This is a genomic window from Stenotrophomonas sp. PvP093 (assembly GCF_017876915.1).
Taxonomy (GTDB): domain Bacteria; phylum Pseudomonadota; class Gammaproteobacteria; order Xanthomonadales; family Xanthomonadaceae; genus Stenotrophomonas; species Stenotrophomonas muris.
The window spans coordinates 3,697,201-3,709,759 of the sequence record NZ_JAGIOX010000004.1 but is presented as its reverse complement, the minus strand read 5'-3'; the positions used below and the strand labels follow the sequence as shown (position 1 = coordinate 3,709,759).

Genomic DNA, 12,559 nt, shown 5'->3' with positions numbered 1-12,559 from the left:
ACATGATGAGCAAGCGGATCTATTCGAGGATCGCGGGCACCGGTAGCTATTTGCCGGAAAAAGTCCTGACCAACGCCGACCTGGAAAAAATGGTCGAAACCTCGGATGAGTGGATCCAGTCGCGCACCGGTATTCGTGAACGGCACATCGCGGCCGAAGGCGAAACCACCAGCGACCTTGGCTACAACGCCGCCCTGCGCGCGCTTGAAGCCGCAGGCATCGATGCCTCGCAGCTCGACATGATCGTGGTCGGCACGACCACCCCTGATCTCATTTTCCCGTCCACCGCGTGCCTGATCCAGGCCAAGCTCGGTGTGGCCGGGTGCCCCGCCTTCGACGTCAACGCAGCCTGTTCCGGCTTCGTGTTCGCGCTGGGCGTGGCCGACAAGTTCATCCGCTCCGGCGACTGCAGGCACGTGCTGGTGATCGGCACCGAAACGTTGACCCGCATGGTCGACTGGAACGATCGCACCACCTGCGTGCTGTTCGGCGATGGCGCCGGCGCTGTCGTGCTCAAGGCCGACGAAGACACCGGCATCCTCAGCACCCACCTGCATGCCGATGGCAGCAAGAAGGAACTGCTGTGGAACCCGGTCGGCGTTTCGACCGGCTTCAAGGACGGCGCCAATGGTGGTGGCACCATCAACATGAAGGGCAACGACGTGTTCAAGTACGCCGTCAAGGCGCTGGACTCGGTCGTGGACGAGACCCTGGCCGCCAACGGCCTGGACAAGTCCGACCTGGACTGGCTGATCCCGCACCAGGCCAACCTGCGCATCATCGAAGCCACCGCCAAGCGGCTGGAGATGTCGATGGACCAGGTCGTGGTGACCGTCGACAAGCACGGCAACACCTCCTCCGGCTCGGTGCCGCTGGCGCTGGATGCTGCGGTGCGTTCGGGCAAGGTCGAGCGTGGCCAGTTGCTGCTGCTGGAGGCCTTCGGCGGCGGCTTCACCTGGGGTTCGGCCCTGCTGCGCTATTGATAGTGCAAGTTACGACAATGTGAAGTCTTGTCGTTACGGCCCCTCCGGGGCCGTAACGCGTTTAAGGAGGACCTGTCATGGTTGAGCCCATCGTCATCGAAGGGCAACGTGCCTGGCTGAAGCAGTACGGCAAGGGAAGCCGGGCAATGGCCCTGGGCCTGCTCAATTTTGTTGCGCGCCGTTTCCATCTGGATGCGCTGCGCCCGCCACCGCATCGCGGCGGCGATGCGGCACGCGAAACCGAAGCCCGGCGCCTGGGGGAACTGCAGGCACAGGGCGTGAACGTGCCCGACGTGCTGGGCACCGGCCACGCTGCACTGGTGATCGGCGACAACGGCAGCTCGTTCAATACCTGCCTGCGCGAAGCCGACGAAGCCGGTCGCGATCGGCTGGTGATGGCGGCGATGCTGGCCATTGCTGAAGCTCATGCCCGCGGCGCCTATTTCGGCCAGCCGTTGCCGCGCAACCTCACATGGGATGGCGAGAAGGTCGGCTTCATCGATTTCGAGGAAGATCCGCTGGAAGTGATGGATCTGTCCGAAGCGCAGGCCCGCGACTGGCTGATGTTCGGCTACGGCGTGGCCAAGTACTACGCCGACCGCCCCGGGCACCTGCAGGCGATGATGGCCGAGGCGATGGGTGACGTTCAGGCGCCGGTGCGCGAGCACGTGCATGCGGTCAGCGGCCGCCTGCGCAGCCTGGCACGGGTCTGCATGAAGCTGGGCCGTTCGGCGCGCGCGCTGGCCCATTCCATCTTCATCGCCCACGGCGCCAGCACCGCCGGCGTGTTGATGCTGGTGGGCCTGTGCGTGGATTTCCTCGCCGACGGCGACCTGGACGTCCTGCAGCTGTTCTGCTGAGGCTGATAGGGGTCAGATCCCTTTTCCGCAGGAAAAGGGATCTGACCCCGTTGCGCTTGCCCGGCCATTCACCATACGCGTGCATACGCGCACGTACAGACGACACGGCATGTTCCCCCTTATCATGGCCCGCTTCGATTGCAACAAGCGGATGACCGCGTGACCGTATCCACCCTCGCTTTTGTCTTCCCCGGCCAGGGCTCGCAGTCTGTGGGCATGGTGGCCGAGCTGGCCGAACTGCACCCACAGGTGCGTGAAGCCTTCACCGAGGCATCCGATGGTGCCGGCGTCGACCTGTGGGCGCTGTCCCAGGGTGGCCCGGAGGAAATGCTCAACCGTACCGAATACACCCAGCCGGCCCTGCTGGCGGCAAGCATCGGCGTGTGGCGCGCCTGGAACGCCGTGGGCGGTCCGCGCCCGTCGGTGCTGGCCGGCCACAGCCTGGGCGAGTACACCGCCCTGGTTGCCGCAGGCGCGCTGAGCCTGCATGACGGTGCGCACCTGGTGCGCCTGCGCGGCCAGCTGATGCAGGAAGCCGCACCGGCCGGTGTCGGCGCCATGGCTGCCGTGCTCGGCGCTGAAGACCAGCTGGTGCTGGACGTCTGCGCCGAAGCGGCAGGCAGCCAGGTGGTGGTGCCGGCCAACTTCAATTCGCCGGGCCAGATCGTGATCGGTGGCGACGCCGACGCGGTCGACCGTGCGCTGGCGCTGCTGGCCGAGAAGGGCGTGCGCAAGGCGGTCAAGCTGGCCGTCAGCGTGCCCTCGCACACCCCGATCATGCGCGAAGCCGCCAACCGCCTGGCCGAAGTGATGGCCGGCCTGTCCTGGCACGCGCCGCAGCTGCCGGTGGTGCAGAACGTCGACGCCCAGGTGCACAGCGGCATCGACGCGATCCGCACCGCGCTGGTCCAGCAGCTGTACCAGCCGGTACAGTGGACCGGGTGCGTGCAGGCGCTGGCTGCCCGTGGCGTCACCCGGATCGCCGAGTGCGGCCCGGGCAAGGTGCTGACCGGCCTGGTCAAGCGCATCGACAAGGCCATCGACGGCCGTCCGCTGGCCACGCCGGGCGACTTCGAAGCCGCCCGCGAGGCATGGTCGGCCTGATCCCCCCTGTTCCTGCCGACCGTACCGGTGGCCGCGGCAAGCGGCACGGGTGCGGCGGTCGCCCCAGCCTGAGGAAAACATCATGAGCAAGCCCTTGCAGGGTGAAATCGCACTGGTCACCGGCGCCAGCCGTGGCATCGGTGCCGCCATCGCCGATCTGCTGGCCGCCCAGGGCGCCACCGTCATCGGTACCGCCACCACTGAATCCGGCGCTGCCGCGATCGGCGAACGCCTGGCCGCCCACGGTGGTCACGGCCGCGCGCTGAACGTCACCGATGCCGCCGCGCTGGACAGCGTGCTCGATGGCATCGCCAAGGAATTCGGCCCGATCTCGATCCTGGTCAACAATGCCGGCATCACCCGCGACAACCTGCTCATGCGCATGAAGGACGAGGACTGGGCGTCGATCATCGACACCAACCTGACCAGCGTGTTCCGCACCAGCAAGGCGGTGATGCGCGGCATGATGAAGGCGCGCAAGGGCCGCATCATCAACATCGCATCGGTGGTGGGCGTGACCGGCAATGCCGGCCAGGCCAACTACGCCGCGGCCAAGGCGGGCATCATCGGCTTCAGCAAGTCGCTGGCCAAGGAAATCGGTTCGCGCGGCGTCACCGTCAATGTTGTCGCACCTGGCTTCATCGACACCGACATGACCAAGGCGTTGCCGGAAGAAGCGCGCACCGCGCTGATCAACGACATCGCCCTCGAACGCCTGGGTTCGCCGGAGGACATCGCCCATGCGGTGGCCTTCCTGGCCAGCCCGGCTGCCGGTTACATCACCGGCGAAACCCTCCATGTGAACGGCGGCATGTACATGCCGTAAGCAAGGGGCGCAGGGATTGCGCCGCAAGTGGTTGATCTGCGGAGGTTTTTGCTGCAATGCAAGGCCGCGCCGGTTTCCACTACACTATCCCACGGCCATCGCCTTTGATGGCGACCACTTTTGAACCACAACTCCATCTGGAGCGAGATCCCATGAGCACCATCGAAGAACGCGTCAAGAAAATCGTCGTCGAACAGCTTGGCGTCAAGGAAGAAGAAGTCACCAACAGCGCATCGTTCGTCGATGACCTGGGCGCTGACTCGCTGGACACCGTCGAGCTGGTGATGGCCCTGGAAGAAGAATTTGAGTGCGAGATCCCGGACGAAGAAGCCGAGAAGATCAGCACCGTGCAGGCCGCCATCGACTACATCAAGGCCCACGTCAAGGCCTGATGTCAGACGGCAGTGCGCGCGCGGGCCCACGCTCGCCGCGCACCGCACCCCATGGGGCCGCAGTTGCGGCCCCGTGTGTTTGAGCATCACACCGAAGCAAACCGAGTTGCCCGTTGAAATCAGCCGGGTCAGGAGAATCAGCAATGAAGCGTCGCGTCGTCGTAACCGGCCTGGGTATCGTCTCGCCGTTGGGCAATGATCTGGCCAGCAGCTGGGAAGGCATCACCCACGGTCGTTCGGGCATCGGTCCGCTGACCAACGTTGCGGATGCCTATCTGGATCGGTTCACCACCAAGATTGCAGGTGAGGTCAAGGGATTCGACATCACCGCCGACAATGAACTGTTCGGCAAGTTCCGGGTCAGCGGCAAGGATGCCAAGAAGATGGACCCGTTCATCCATTACGGCCTCGGTGCCTCGTTCATGGCCCTGCACGACTCGGGCCTGGAGATCACCGACGCCAATGCCGAGCGCATCGGCGCCATCGTCGGCGCCGGCATCGGCGGCCTGCTCGGCATCGAAGAGCAGACCATCGAGTTCCACGAGGGCAAGAAGATCTCGCCCTTCTACGTGCCAAAGACCATCATCAACATGCTGCCGGGCCAGCTGAGCATCATCACCGGCCTGAAGGGCCCGTCGTTCTCGGCGGTGTCGGCCTGCGCGACCTCGAACCACTCGATCGGCACCGCGATGCGCATGATCCAGTACGGCGACGCCGACGTGATGGTGGTTGGCGGTGCCGAACGTGGCTCGTCGCCGACCGCACTGGGCGGCTTCTGCGCGATGAAGGCCATGAGCACCCGCAACGATGCCCCGGAACAGGCCTCGCGCCCGTGGGACAAGGACCGTGACGGCTTCGTGCTGGGCGACGGCGCCGGCATCCTGATCCTGGAAGAGTACGAGCACGCCAAGGCACGTGGCGCGAAGATCTACTGCGAACTGGCCGGCTTCGGCGCCAGCTCCGACGCGTACCACATGACCGCACCGAGCGAGAACGGCGAAGGCGCCGCGCGCTGCATGGCCATGGCCATGCAGGACGCGGGCGTGACCCCGGAACAGGTGGGTTACCTCAACGCGCACGGCACCTCCACGCCGCTGGGCGACCTGGGCGAGACGATGGCGATGAAGACCGCCTTCGGCGACCACGCCTACAAGATGATGGTCAGCTCCACCAAGTCGATGACCGGCCACCTGCTGGGTGCTGCCGGCGGCGTGGAAGCGATCTTCTCGGTGATGGCGCTGCAGGACAACGTTATCCCGCCGACCATCAACCTGCAGCAGCCGGGCGAAGGCTGCGACCTGGACTACGTGCCCAACGAAGCACGCCAGGCCAAGGTCGACGTGGTGATGTCCAATGGTTTCGGCTTCGGCGGCACCAACGGCACGCTGGTCTTCAAGCGCGTCTGACCGAGGTGTAGCGTCGGGCCATGCTCGACGCCGCGTTCTACGGAGCCGCCGCAAGGCGGCTTCCGTGCATCTGAACCCCAGAACTGGCTGCCATGACCCACGCACCGCTGATCCACCCGCTGCCGCGCCCGATCGATCTGCTGGCCCTGCAGCAGCATGACCCGGCGCGCTTTCCGCTGCTGATGGAATCCACTGCTTCGGGCACCGCGCAGGGCCGCTGGAGCCTGCTGCTGGCCGCGCAGGGTGATGGCCTGCGGCTGGATGCGGATGGCCAGGTGCGCGACCAGCACGACGCAGTGCACGCCGGCAGCTTCCTGCAGGTGCTGGACCGTGCCTGGCAGCGCGAACGCCTGCCGCATGACGGCAGCCACAGCCTGCCGTTCCGCGGCGGCTGGGCGTTGATGCTCGATTACGAAGTGGCCAGCCAGATCGAACCGGTGCTGCCGGCGCGCGCACGCGAGGATGGCCACCCGACCGCGCTGGCGCTGCGCTGCTCGGCCGCGGTGCTGCACGACCACCACAACGATGCCAGCTTCGTTATCGCCGAGGCCGGCGAGCAGGCGTTGCTGGATGCGCTGGTGGCACTGGCCTCGGCCGCGCTGCCCGAGGCCGGGCAGGGCTGGCAGCCACCGCAGGCGGTAGGCGAGGATGCGCCGCAACGTTTCACCGACGGCGTGCGCCGGGTGATCGAGTACCTGCGTGCCGGCGACGTGTTCCAGGTGAACCTGTCGCGGCGCTGGAGCGCGCAGTTTGCCGCGCCGGTCAGCCCGCAGGCGCTGTACGCGCAGCTGCGCCGCGCCAACCCGGCACCGTTCGCCGGCCTGTTCAGCGCGCACGGCCGCCATGTGGTCAGTTCCTCGCCGGAGCGGCTGGTGTCGGTGCATGCCGGCCACGCGCAGACCCGTCCGATTGCCGGCACGCGTCCGCGCTTCGAGGGGGACGATGATGCTGCGCGCATCCAGGAGCTGGTCGGCCACCCCAAGGAGCGTGCCGAGCACGTGATGCTGATCGACCTGGAACGCAACGACCTGGGCCGCATCTGCCTGCCCGGCACCGTGGTGGTCGATGAGCTGATGACGGTGGAGAGCTACGCCCATGTGCACCACATCGTCAGCAATGTCAGCGGCCACCTGCGCCCGGAGGTCACGCCCGGCGAGGTGATCGCCGCCACGTTCCCGGGTGGCACCATCACCGGCTGCCCCAAGGTGCGCTGCATGCAGATCATCAGCGAGCTGGAGCAGGTGCCGCGTGGTGCCTACACCGGCGCGTTCGGCTGGCTGAACCGCGATGGCGACCTGGACCTGAACATCCTGATCCGCACCGCCGAAGTGGATGGCCGCCAGGTCAGCTTCCGCACCGGCGCCGGCATCGTGGTCGATTCGGACCCGGACAAGGAACTGGACGAGACCCGCGCCAAGGCCCGCGGCCTGCTGCGCGCGCTGGGCCAGCAGGGCTGATCCGGTCGGGGTCGGATCCCTTGCGCACCGCGCGAGGGCTCTGACCCCCGCAGTCATGCCGCCGGGCGTTCATCCACGCATGGCGTGGATCTACTGATCGACCGTTGGCCGGCACGCAGGCGCCACCCCGGTCATGACCCCAATCCACCGGCACGGTATCCTGCACGACGGAATCGAGTTCAGAGGTAGTCCATGGCGGGAGCCAAGCGCGGGTGTCTGTTCGTGGTAACGCTGGTCGTGGTGCTGGCCGCCGTCGTGGCCGGCGCGGGCGCGTGGTTCTTCTACCAGCAGACCCGGTTCGCCGATGCCCCGATCACCCCGACCGCCGAGAGCGTGGTCATCGCCAGCGGCGATGGCATGAACAGCGTGCTGCGCAAGCTGCGCGATGCCGGCGTGGACGAGGGCCAGGACACCCAGTGGCAGCTGTTGGCGCGCCAGCTCGATGCGGCCGGCAAACTGAAGGTGGGCGAGTACGCGCTCAGTGGCGAGCTGACCCCGCGCGAGCTGTTGCTGCGCATGCGCGCCGGCAAGGTGCTGCAGCACCGCGTCACCATTGTCGAGGGCTGGAACATCCGCCAGCTGCGTGCCGCACTCAAGCGCGCCGAGCCGCTGCTGCACACCACCGACAACCTGGATGACGCCGCGTTGATGCAGCGCCTTGGCTTCGGTGGCCAGCACCCGGAAGGCCGCTTCCTGCCGGAGACCTACGTTTACCAGCGCGGCGACAGTGATCTGGACGTGCTCAAGCGCGCCCACGCCGCAATGGAAAAGGCGCTGGACGAAGCCTGGGAAAGCCGCGCGCCGGACCTGCCGATCAACACGCCCTACGAACTGCTGACGCTGGCGTCGATCATCGAGAAGGAAACCGCGCTGGCCAGCGAGCGCCCGCAGATCGCCGGCGTGTTCATGCGCCGCCTGAAGATCGGCATGCGCCTGCAGACCGACCCGACCGTGATCTACGGCATCGGTGCCGCGTATGACGGCAACATCCGCCGCCGCGACCTGACCACCGATACGCCGTACAACACCTATACCCGTGCGGGCCTGACCCCGACCCCGATCGCCATGCCTAGTCGCGACGCGCTGATGGCCGCGGCGCGGCCGGCCGCCGGTGATGCGCTGTACTTCGTCGCCGTGGGCGACGGCAGCGGCGCGCACGTGTTCTCGCCCAGCCTGGACCAGCACAACGCCGCCGTAGCCCGCTACCTGCAGCAGCTGCGCCAGCAACGTACCCAGGAGACCCCGGCGCAATGAGTCCCGCGCTGCTTCGCCACCCGCGTTTCGTCAGCCTGGAAGGCGGCGAGGGCGCAGGCAAGACCACCGCCATCAATGCCATCCGTGACTGCCTGCGCCGCCACGGCCACGAGGTGGTACTGACCCGCGAGCCGGGCGGTACGCCGCTGGCCGAGCGCATCCGCGGCCTGGTGCTGAAGCCCGATGCCGAGATCGCCGCCGAACCGCTCAGCGCCGAAGCCGAGCTGCTGCTGGTGTTCGCCGCACGCGCCCAGCATGTGCGCCAGGTGATCCGGCCGGCGCTGCAGCGCGGTGCCTACGTGCTGAGCGACCGCTTCACCGATTCCAGCTACGCCTACCAGGGCGGTGGCCGCGGGCTTGACCCGCAGTGGATTGCCGACCTGGAGCGCCGCGCGGTCGGCCTGCTGCCAGGGCTGACCCTGCTGCTGGACGTGGACGTGGCCGTCGGCCGCGCGCGCGCCAATGGTCGCGACCTGTGGCCGGACCGCATCGAGAGCGAGCAGGACGATTTCTTCCAGCGCGTGCGCGAAGTGTTCCGCAGCCGCGCACAGCAGGACCCGCAGCGCTTCGCGCTGATCGACGCCGGCCAGGTGCAGGAACGCGTGGCCACCGATGTGGTCGCACATGTCGAGCGTTGGCTGCAGGACGGGGAGGGCGCATGAGCACGTTTTCGCCGTGGCAGCAGCGCGCGTTCGACCAGACCGTGGCCGCGCTCGACGCCGGTCGCCTCGGTCATGGCCTGCTGATCTGCGGCCCGGCCGGGCTGGGCAAGCGCGAGGTGGCGCTGGCGCTGGCCGACCACGTGCTGGCGCAGGGTGATGCAACGCACGCCACGCGCACGCGCCAGCTGATCGCCGCCGGCACCCATCCGGACCTGCAGCTGGTCAGCTTCATTCCGAACAAGAGCGGCGACAAGCTGCGTACCGAGATCGTCATCGAGCAGGTGCGCGAGATCACCGAAAAGCTGGCGCTGACCCCGCAGTACGGCGTGGCGCAGGTGGTGATCGTCGATCCGGCCGATGCGATCAACCGCTCGGCGGCCAATGCGCTGCTGAAGACCCTGGAAGAGCCGCAGCCCGGCCGCTACCTGTGGCTGATCAGCAGCGACCCGGCACGCCTGCCGCAGACCATCCGCAGCCGTTGCCAGCGCCTGGAATTCAAGCTGCCGCCGCAGCACGAAGCACTGGCCTGGCTGCAGCAGCTGGGCCACAGTGAAGCATCGGCGCGCGAAGCGCTGGAGGCCGCCCGCGGCCATCCCGGCCAGGCCGACAACTGGCTGCGCGAAGACGGCCTGAGCCTGCGCCGCGAAGTCGGTCGAGATCTGGAACAGCTGGCCGCCGGCAAGACCGGCGCGGTGGAGCTGGCGCAGAAGTGGTGCGGTGATGACAACGCGGCGCTGCGCCTGCGCTTCGCTGCCGATCTGGCGCTGGCCCAGGCCAGTACCGATGCCTTGACCACGCCGGAGCGATTGCACAAGCTTGCAGCCTGGTTCGATGCGGCCAACCGCACCCGCGACCTGCTGCGCACCACGGTGCGTGCAGACCTTGCGGTGGTCGAGTTGCTGCTGGCCTGGAACAAGGTGAACGAGCGGCCTGCCGCAAGGGGAAATCGATGAGTGCCAGCAACGCCCGCCAGGGCATCCTGTCCCTGGCTGTGAAGGACAAAGCCGCGCTGTACAGCGCGTACATGCCGTTCGTGAAGAATGGCGGCATCTTCGTGCCCACGCCCAAGCGCTATTTCCTGGGCGACGAGGTGTTCCTGCTGCTGACGCTGCCCGATTCCAGCGAGCGCCTGCCGGTGGCCGGCAAGGTGATCTGGGTGACCCCGGCCGGCGCACAGGGCAACCGCACCGCCGGCATCGGCGTGCAGCTGGCCGACGGTGCCGAAGGCGAGGGCGTGCGGCACAAGATCGAGACCCTGCTGGCCGGCCTGACCGGCTCGGACAAGCCAACCCATACGATGTGAGGGGCGCCGGGCCATGCCCGACGGCGACCTCGAAACACCCGTGAACACGAATGTGAAAAACTGTTGACGGCCTCTGAAAAGCCCCTATAATGAGCGGCTCAGCAACACACCGGGCGGTTAGCTCAGCGGTAGAGCATTGCCTTCACACGGCAAGGGTCACAGGTTCGATCCCTGTACCGCCCACCAAATAGAACCCTGATTTTTCAGGTGTTATGAAGAAGCCGGCCCTGAGCCGGCTTTTTTGTTTTTGCAGAGTAGGTGCAATCCGCGAAGTGGGGGGGCCTTCGCGTTGAGCAGAGATCTCCTTCTGATTCATTGCTTGAGAAGGCGCTTATCAGCCTCCATGATTTCTCGTGCCCGTGGGGCTTCCAACAACGAGGGATCAGACATGGAAATCAAGGCAGGGGATGTTGTCGTTCTGAAAAGCAGTGGTCCCTTGATGACCGTTGCGTGGGTACGTGACGACGAAGCAAAGTGCGAGTGGTTTGATTCAAAGAATGAGCCTCAATCTCGCATCTACAGTCTTGTCGTACTTCGGCCTCGGAACCAGCAGTAATATGAAGTAAAGGCCCCCCACCGGCGCCTGTCTGGTGGGCGGGTAAATCACCAGGCAGGCCGGTGATCTTGCCGGAGTGTGATCTTCGCACGTCGTTTCCACCTGATTGCCAGCGCCCGCCGTATCCCGTGTGTTTTGCCCACTGGCATTACTTGCCCAGTCCCTTCTTCATGCGCCGCACGTCGCGCCAGGTTAGGGGGTTGACCGCTCGATCTACAGCGACCACTGCCTCATAGCCCTTTTCGATCCGATCGACTAGGTCCTCAATGGAGTTCATGTGAGTGGCGCTGATGGGGCTTCCGGTGCTCGCGATACGCATGTCCAGTTGCTGTGCTAGCGCCAGCAGCTCGCGCAAGCTGTCGTTAAGAGCCAAGGTCGGATAAACCAGCCGATCTTCTGGCAGTTCGTGAGCTGGGATGGCCCCGAATGCTCTGGCCGCCTCGGTCAGCTGGTCGAGGTTCCAAGGACGGGCGACTGGCTTGTGCTCGTAGCGCTTCATTTCCTCGAGATAGCCATTTGCGGCATCGATGGCGAAAGCAGCAATAGCCGTGATGGCTTGTACCCGTTGCCCCAGAGCCTTTTTGTGCTGCCATCGGGCGATCATTGCGGCGCCGAAGATGGCGGCCGCTGATAGGACCGCCTGGGCCCACGCCGCTGCGGATGACCACCAACTCAAAGGCTGGCAAAAGAGCTGCAGTGGGGAGCAGTAGAGTGGCTCAACCATGACATTCCCGGTCCTTGGTGGTTGCCCAAGCATGAGGCGACGGAGCCGTCTAAGTAAACAGGCCGTCTGTCGCGCCGGGACAGCTGTCTGATTAAGTCCGGATATGACTAGAATCGGCGTCGCGGAATCCTCCGCACGGTTCAAGGAACGTCCAGATGGCGAAGAACGAGAAGACCGGCTCCAAAACAGCTTCGACTGCAGGCAAGCTTCTGTCCGATCCGAAGTCGTCCAAGGCCGTGAAGTCAGTTGCAGCTAGTGCCCTTACTCAGGCATCCGACAAGGGGAAGGGTAAGAAGAAGTAGCCGATGTGGTAGCGGGGCCGTCATTCTGTTGACGGCGCCACCTGAACAATCTGCGATTTCGTAGAAAATTTCCCATCGCCACCGAAGCGCTAATCTAATCCGGGCTCTTGGCGACTTTCGGAGCCTCTTCTTTCTCGTAGAAGTAGTCCAGATTTACCGTCTTGGAGTCCTTCAGCTGCAAGACAAGAATTTCACCGGGAATCTCAGTCCACCCGTCATTCAGCTCCGCACCGGATGCAGCCCCTTGCGGGGGCTGTTCTGGAGGGACGCCGTCCGCCGATTTTCTCTTGAGTGGGGGGAGTGGCTTCTTGATTGCATATGGCAGAACTACCCGCTCAAGGTTGCCATCCTTTCCAACGCTGAACTCTTGGACTGGCCCGGCGAACAGATAGCACGTGCCGTCCAATTGAACTTCCGTGGTAAGCCATACGAATGACACTTCTTGCGGTCGGAGAAGTTCAGACCAGCTGGCGCGGGGGCGCAGCCTTATCAGCCGATTGGCCAAGATGCCCGCGCCCCACGCAATTGCCGTATTAGTAAGGAAATATGCTGAAATTCTCAGGGGGAACTCGGCCAAGCTCTGAACTCCAGCTTTCCCCCACGCGCTCTTGAGATCCCCAGAAAGAAGCGCGAGGACCGGACCGACATCAGGTTCCGGCAATCCCCGGGCACGGGTGTATCCCGTGGCCAGAGAAAAGCCGACTCCGTGAATCACTACGTTCGCTGCCAC

The 12,559-nt window shown here is 65.5% G+C and carries 14 protein-coding genes and 1 tRNA gene; 13 read left to right on the top strand and 2 right to left on the bottom strand.

Features of this window, described 5'->3' with window-relative positions; genetic code table 11:
• The first annotated feature begins 5 nt into the window (after positions 1-5).
• The 12 genes from J3A72_RS19990 (at position 6) to J3A72_RS19935 (ending at position 10,433) form a co-directional block, all read left to right on the top strand.
• Positions 6-983, top strand: a complete 978-nt coding sequence (locus tag J3A72_RS19990) for a beta-ketoacyl-ACP synthase III (protein WP_075075552.1) — start codon at positions 6-8, stop codon at positions 981-983.
• Between the two features lie 77 nt (positions 984-1,060).
• Positions 1,061-1,843, top strand: coding sequence for a serine/threonine protein phosphatase (locus tag J3A72_RS19985; RefSeq protein ID WP_075075553.1), 783 nt, complete (start codon positions 1,061-1,063; stop codon positions 1,841-1,843).
• Positions 1,844-2,002: 159 nt separating this feature from the next.
• Positions 2,003-2,947, top strand: a complete 945-nt coding sequence (gene fabD, locus J3A72_RS19980; protein WP_075075554.1) for an ACP S-malonyltransferase — start codon at positions 2,003-2,005, stop codon at positions 2,945-2,947.
• Between the two features lie 82 nt (positions 2,948-3,029).
• A complete protein-coding gene (fabG, locus tag J3A72_RS19975; RefSeq protein WP_005408312.1) occupies positions 3,030-3,773 on the top strand; it encodes a 3-oxoacyl-ACP reductase FabG in 744 nt (247 codons plus the stop codon).
• A 152-nt stretch (positions 3,774-3,925) separates the two neighbouring features.
• The gene (gene acpP / locus J3A72_RS19970; RefSeq protein WP_005415509.1) at positions 3,926-4,165 is read left to right on the top strand and encodes an acyl carrier protein; all 240 of its coding nucleotides are present in this window, start codon (positions 3,926-3,928) and stop codon (positions 4,163-4,165) included.
• Positions 4,166-4,308: 143 nt separating this feature from the next.
• Entirely contained in the window at positions 4,309-5,571 is a 1,263-nt protein-coding gene (gene fabF, locus J3A72_RS19965; protein ID WP_075075555.1) for a beta-ketoacyl-ACP synthase II, read from the top strand.
• A gap of 92 nt (positions 5,572-5,663) precedes the next feature.
• On the top strand, positions 5,664-7,028 hold the full coding sequence (locus J3A72_RS19960) for an aminodeoxychorismate synthase component I (RefSeq protein WP_075075556.1): 1,365 nt from the start codon (positions 5,664-5,666) through the stop codon (positions 7,026-7,028).
• A 192-nt stretch (positions 7,029-7,220) separates the two neighbouring features.
• Complete coding sequence (gene mltG, locus J3A72_RS19955; protein ID WP_075075557.1) at positions 7,221-8,282, top strand: endolytic transglycosylase MltG; 1,062 nt, start codon at positions 7,221-7,223, stop codon at positions 8,280-8,282.
• Complete coding sequence (gene tmk, locus J3A72_RS19950) at positions 8,279-8,944, top strand: dTMP kinase (protein WP_075075558.1); 666 nt, start codon at positions 8,279-8,281, stop codon at positions 8,942-8,944. Before mltG ends, tmk begins: the two co-directional genes overlap by 4 nt.
• Positions 8,941-9,897, top strand: coding sequence for a DNA polymerase III subunit delta' (locus J3A72_RS19945; RefSeq protein WP_014646193.1), 957 nt, complete (start codon positions 8,941-8,943; stop codon positions 9,895-9,897). The genes tmk and J3A72_RS19945 overlap by 4 nt, the downstream gene beginning before the upstream one ends.
• Positions 9,894-10,247, top strand: coding sequence for a PilZ domain-containing protein (locus J3A72_RS19940; protein ID WP_005412452.1), 354 nt, complete (start codon positions 9,894-9,896; stop codon positions 10,245-10,247). The genes J3A72_RS19945 and J3A72_RS19940 overlap by 4 nt, the downstream gene beginning before the upstream one ends.
• A gap of 111 nt (positions 10,248-10,358) precedes the next feature.
• Positions 10,359-10,433, top strand: a tRNA-Val gene (locus tag J3A72_RS19935).
• A 518-nt stretch (positions 10,434-10,951) separates the two neighbouring features.
• On the opposite strand, the gene J3A72_RS19925 is transcribed toward J3A72_RS19935, so the two are convergent.
• Positions 10,952-11,527, bottom strand: coding sequence for a hypothetical protein (locus J3A72_RS19925; protein ID WP_075075559.1), 576 nt, complete (start codon positions 11,525-11,527; stop codon positions 10,952-10,954).
• A 155-nt stretch (positions 11,528-11,682) separates the two neighbouring features.
• Here J3A72_RS19925 and J3A72_RS19920 point away from each other — a divergent pair, with 155 nt between their 5' ends.
• Positions 11,683-11,829 carry a hypothetical protein gene (locus tag J3A72_RS19920; protein ID WP_172617741.1) on the top strand — a complete coding sequence of 49 codons (147 nt, stop codon included), beginning with the start codon at positions 11,683-11,685 and terminating at the stop codon, positions 11,827-11,829.
• A 94-nt stretch (positions 11,830-11,923) separates the two neighbouring features.
• Here the strand turns inward: J3A72_RS19920 and J3A72_RS19915 are convergent, their stop codons facing one another.
• A complete protein-coding gene (locus tag J3A72_RS19915) occupies positions 11,924-12,406 on the bottom strand; it encodes a hypothetical protein (RefSeq protein WP_140222870.1) in 483 nt (160 codons plus the stop codon).
• Positions 12,407-12,559 lie beyond the last annotated feature (153 nt).

Bases quoted from the DNA above. Each gene is read 5' to 3' on its own strand.
- J3A72_RS19985 (WP_075075553.1), top strand. From the start codon at position 1,061: ATGGTTGAGCCCATCGTCATCGAAGGGCAACGTGCCTGGCTGAAGCAG.
- J3A72_RS19945 (WP_014646193.1), top strand. From the start codon at position 8,941: ATGAGCACGTTTTCGCCGTGGCAGCAGCGCGCGTTCGACCAGACCGTG.
- J3A72_RS19990 (WP_075075552.1), top strand. From the start codon at position 6: ATGAGCAAGCGGATCTATTCGAGGATCGCGGGCACCGGTAGCTATTTG.
- fabF (WP_075075555.1), top strand. From the start codon at position 4,309: ATGAAGCGTCGCGTCGTCGTAACCGGCCTGGGTATCGTCTCGCCGTTG.
- J3A72_RS19920 (WP_172617741.1), top strand. From the start codon at position 11,683: ATGGCGAAGAACGAGAAGACCGGCTCCAAAACAGCTTCGACTGCAGGC.
- tmk (WP_075075558.1), top strand. From the start codon at position 8,279: ATGAGTCCCGCGCTGCTTCGCCACCCGCGTTTCGTCAGCCTGGAAGGC.
- J3A72_RS19940 (WP_005412452.1), top strand. From the start codon at position 9,894: ATGAGTGCCAGCAACGCCCGCCAGGGCATCCTGTCCCTGGCTGTGAAG.
- J3A72_RS19925 (WP_075075559.1), bottom strand. From the start codon at position 11,527: ATGGTTGAGCCACTCTACTGCTCCCCACTGCAGCTCTTTTGCCAGCCT.
- fabG (WP_005408312.1), top strand. From the start codon at position 3,030: ATGAGCAAGCCCTTGCAGGGTGAAATCGCACTGGTCACCGGCGCCAGC.
- J3A72_RS19960 (WP_075075556.1), top strand. From the start codon at position 5,664: ATGACCCACGCACCGCTGATCCACCCGCTGCCGCGCCCGATCGATCTG.
- mltG (WP_075075557.1), top strand. From the start codon at position 7,221: ATGGCGGGAGCCAAGCGCGGGTGTCTGTTCGTGGTAACGCTGGTCGTG.
- acpP (WP_005415509.1), top strand. From the start codon at position 3,926: ATGAGCACCATCGAAGAACGCGTCAAGAAAATCGTCGTCGAACAGCTT.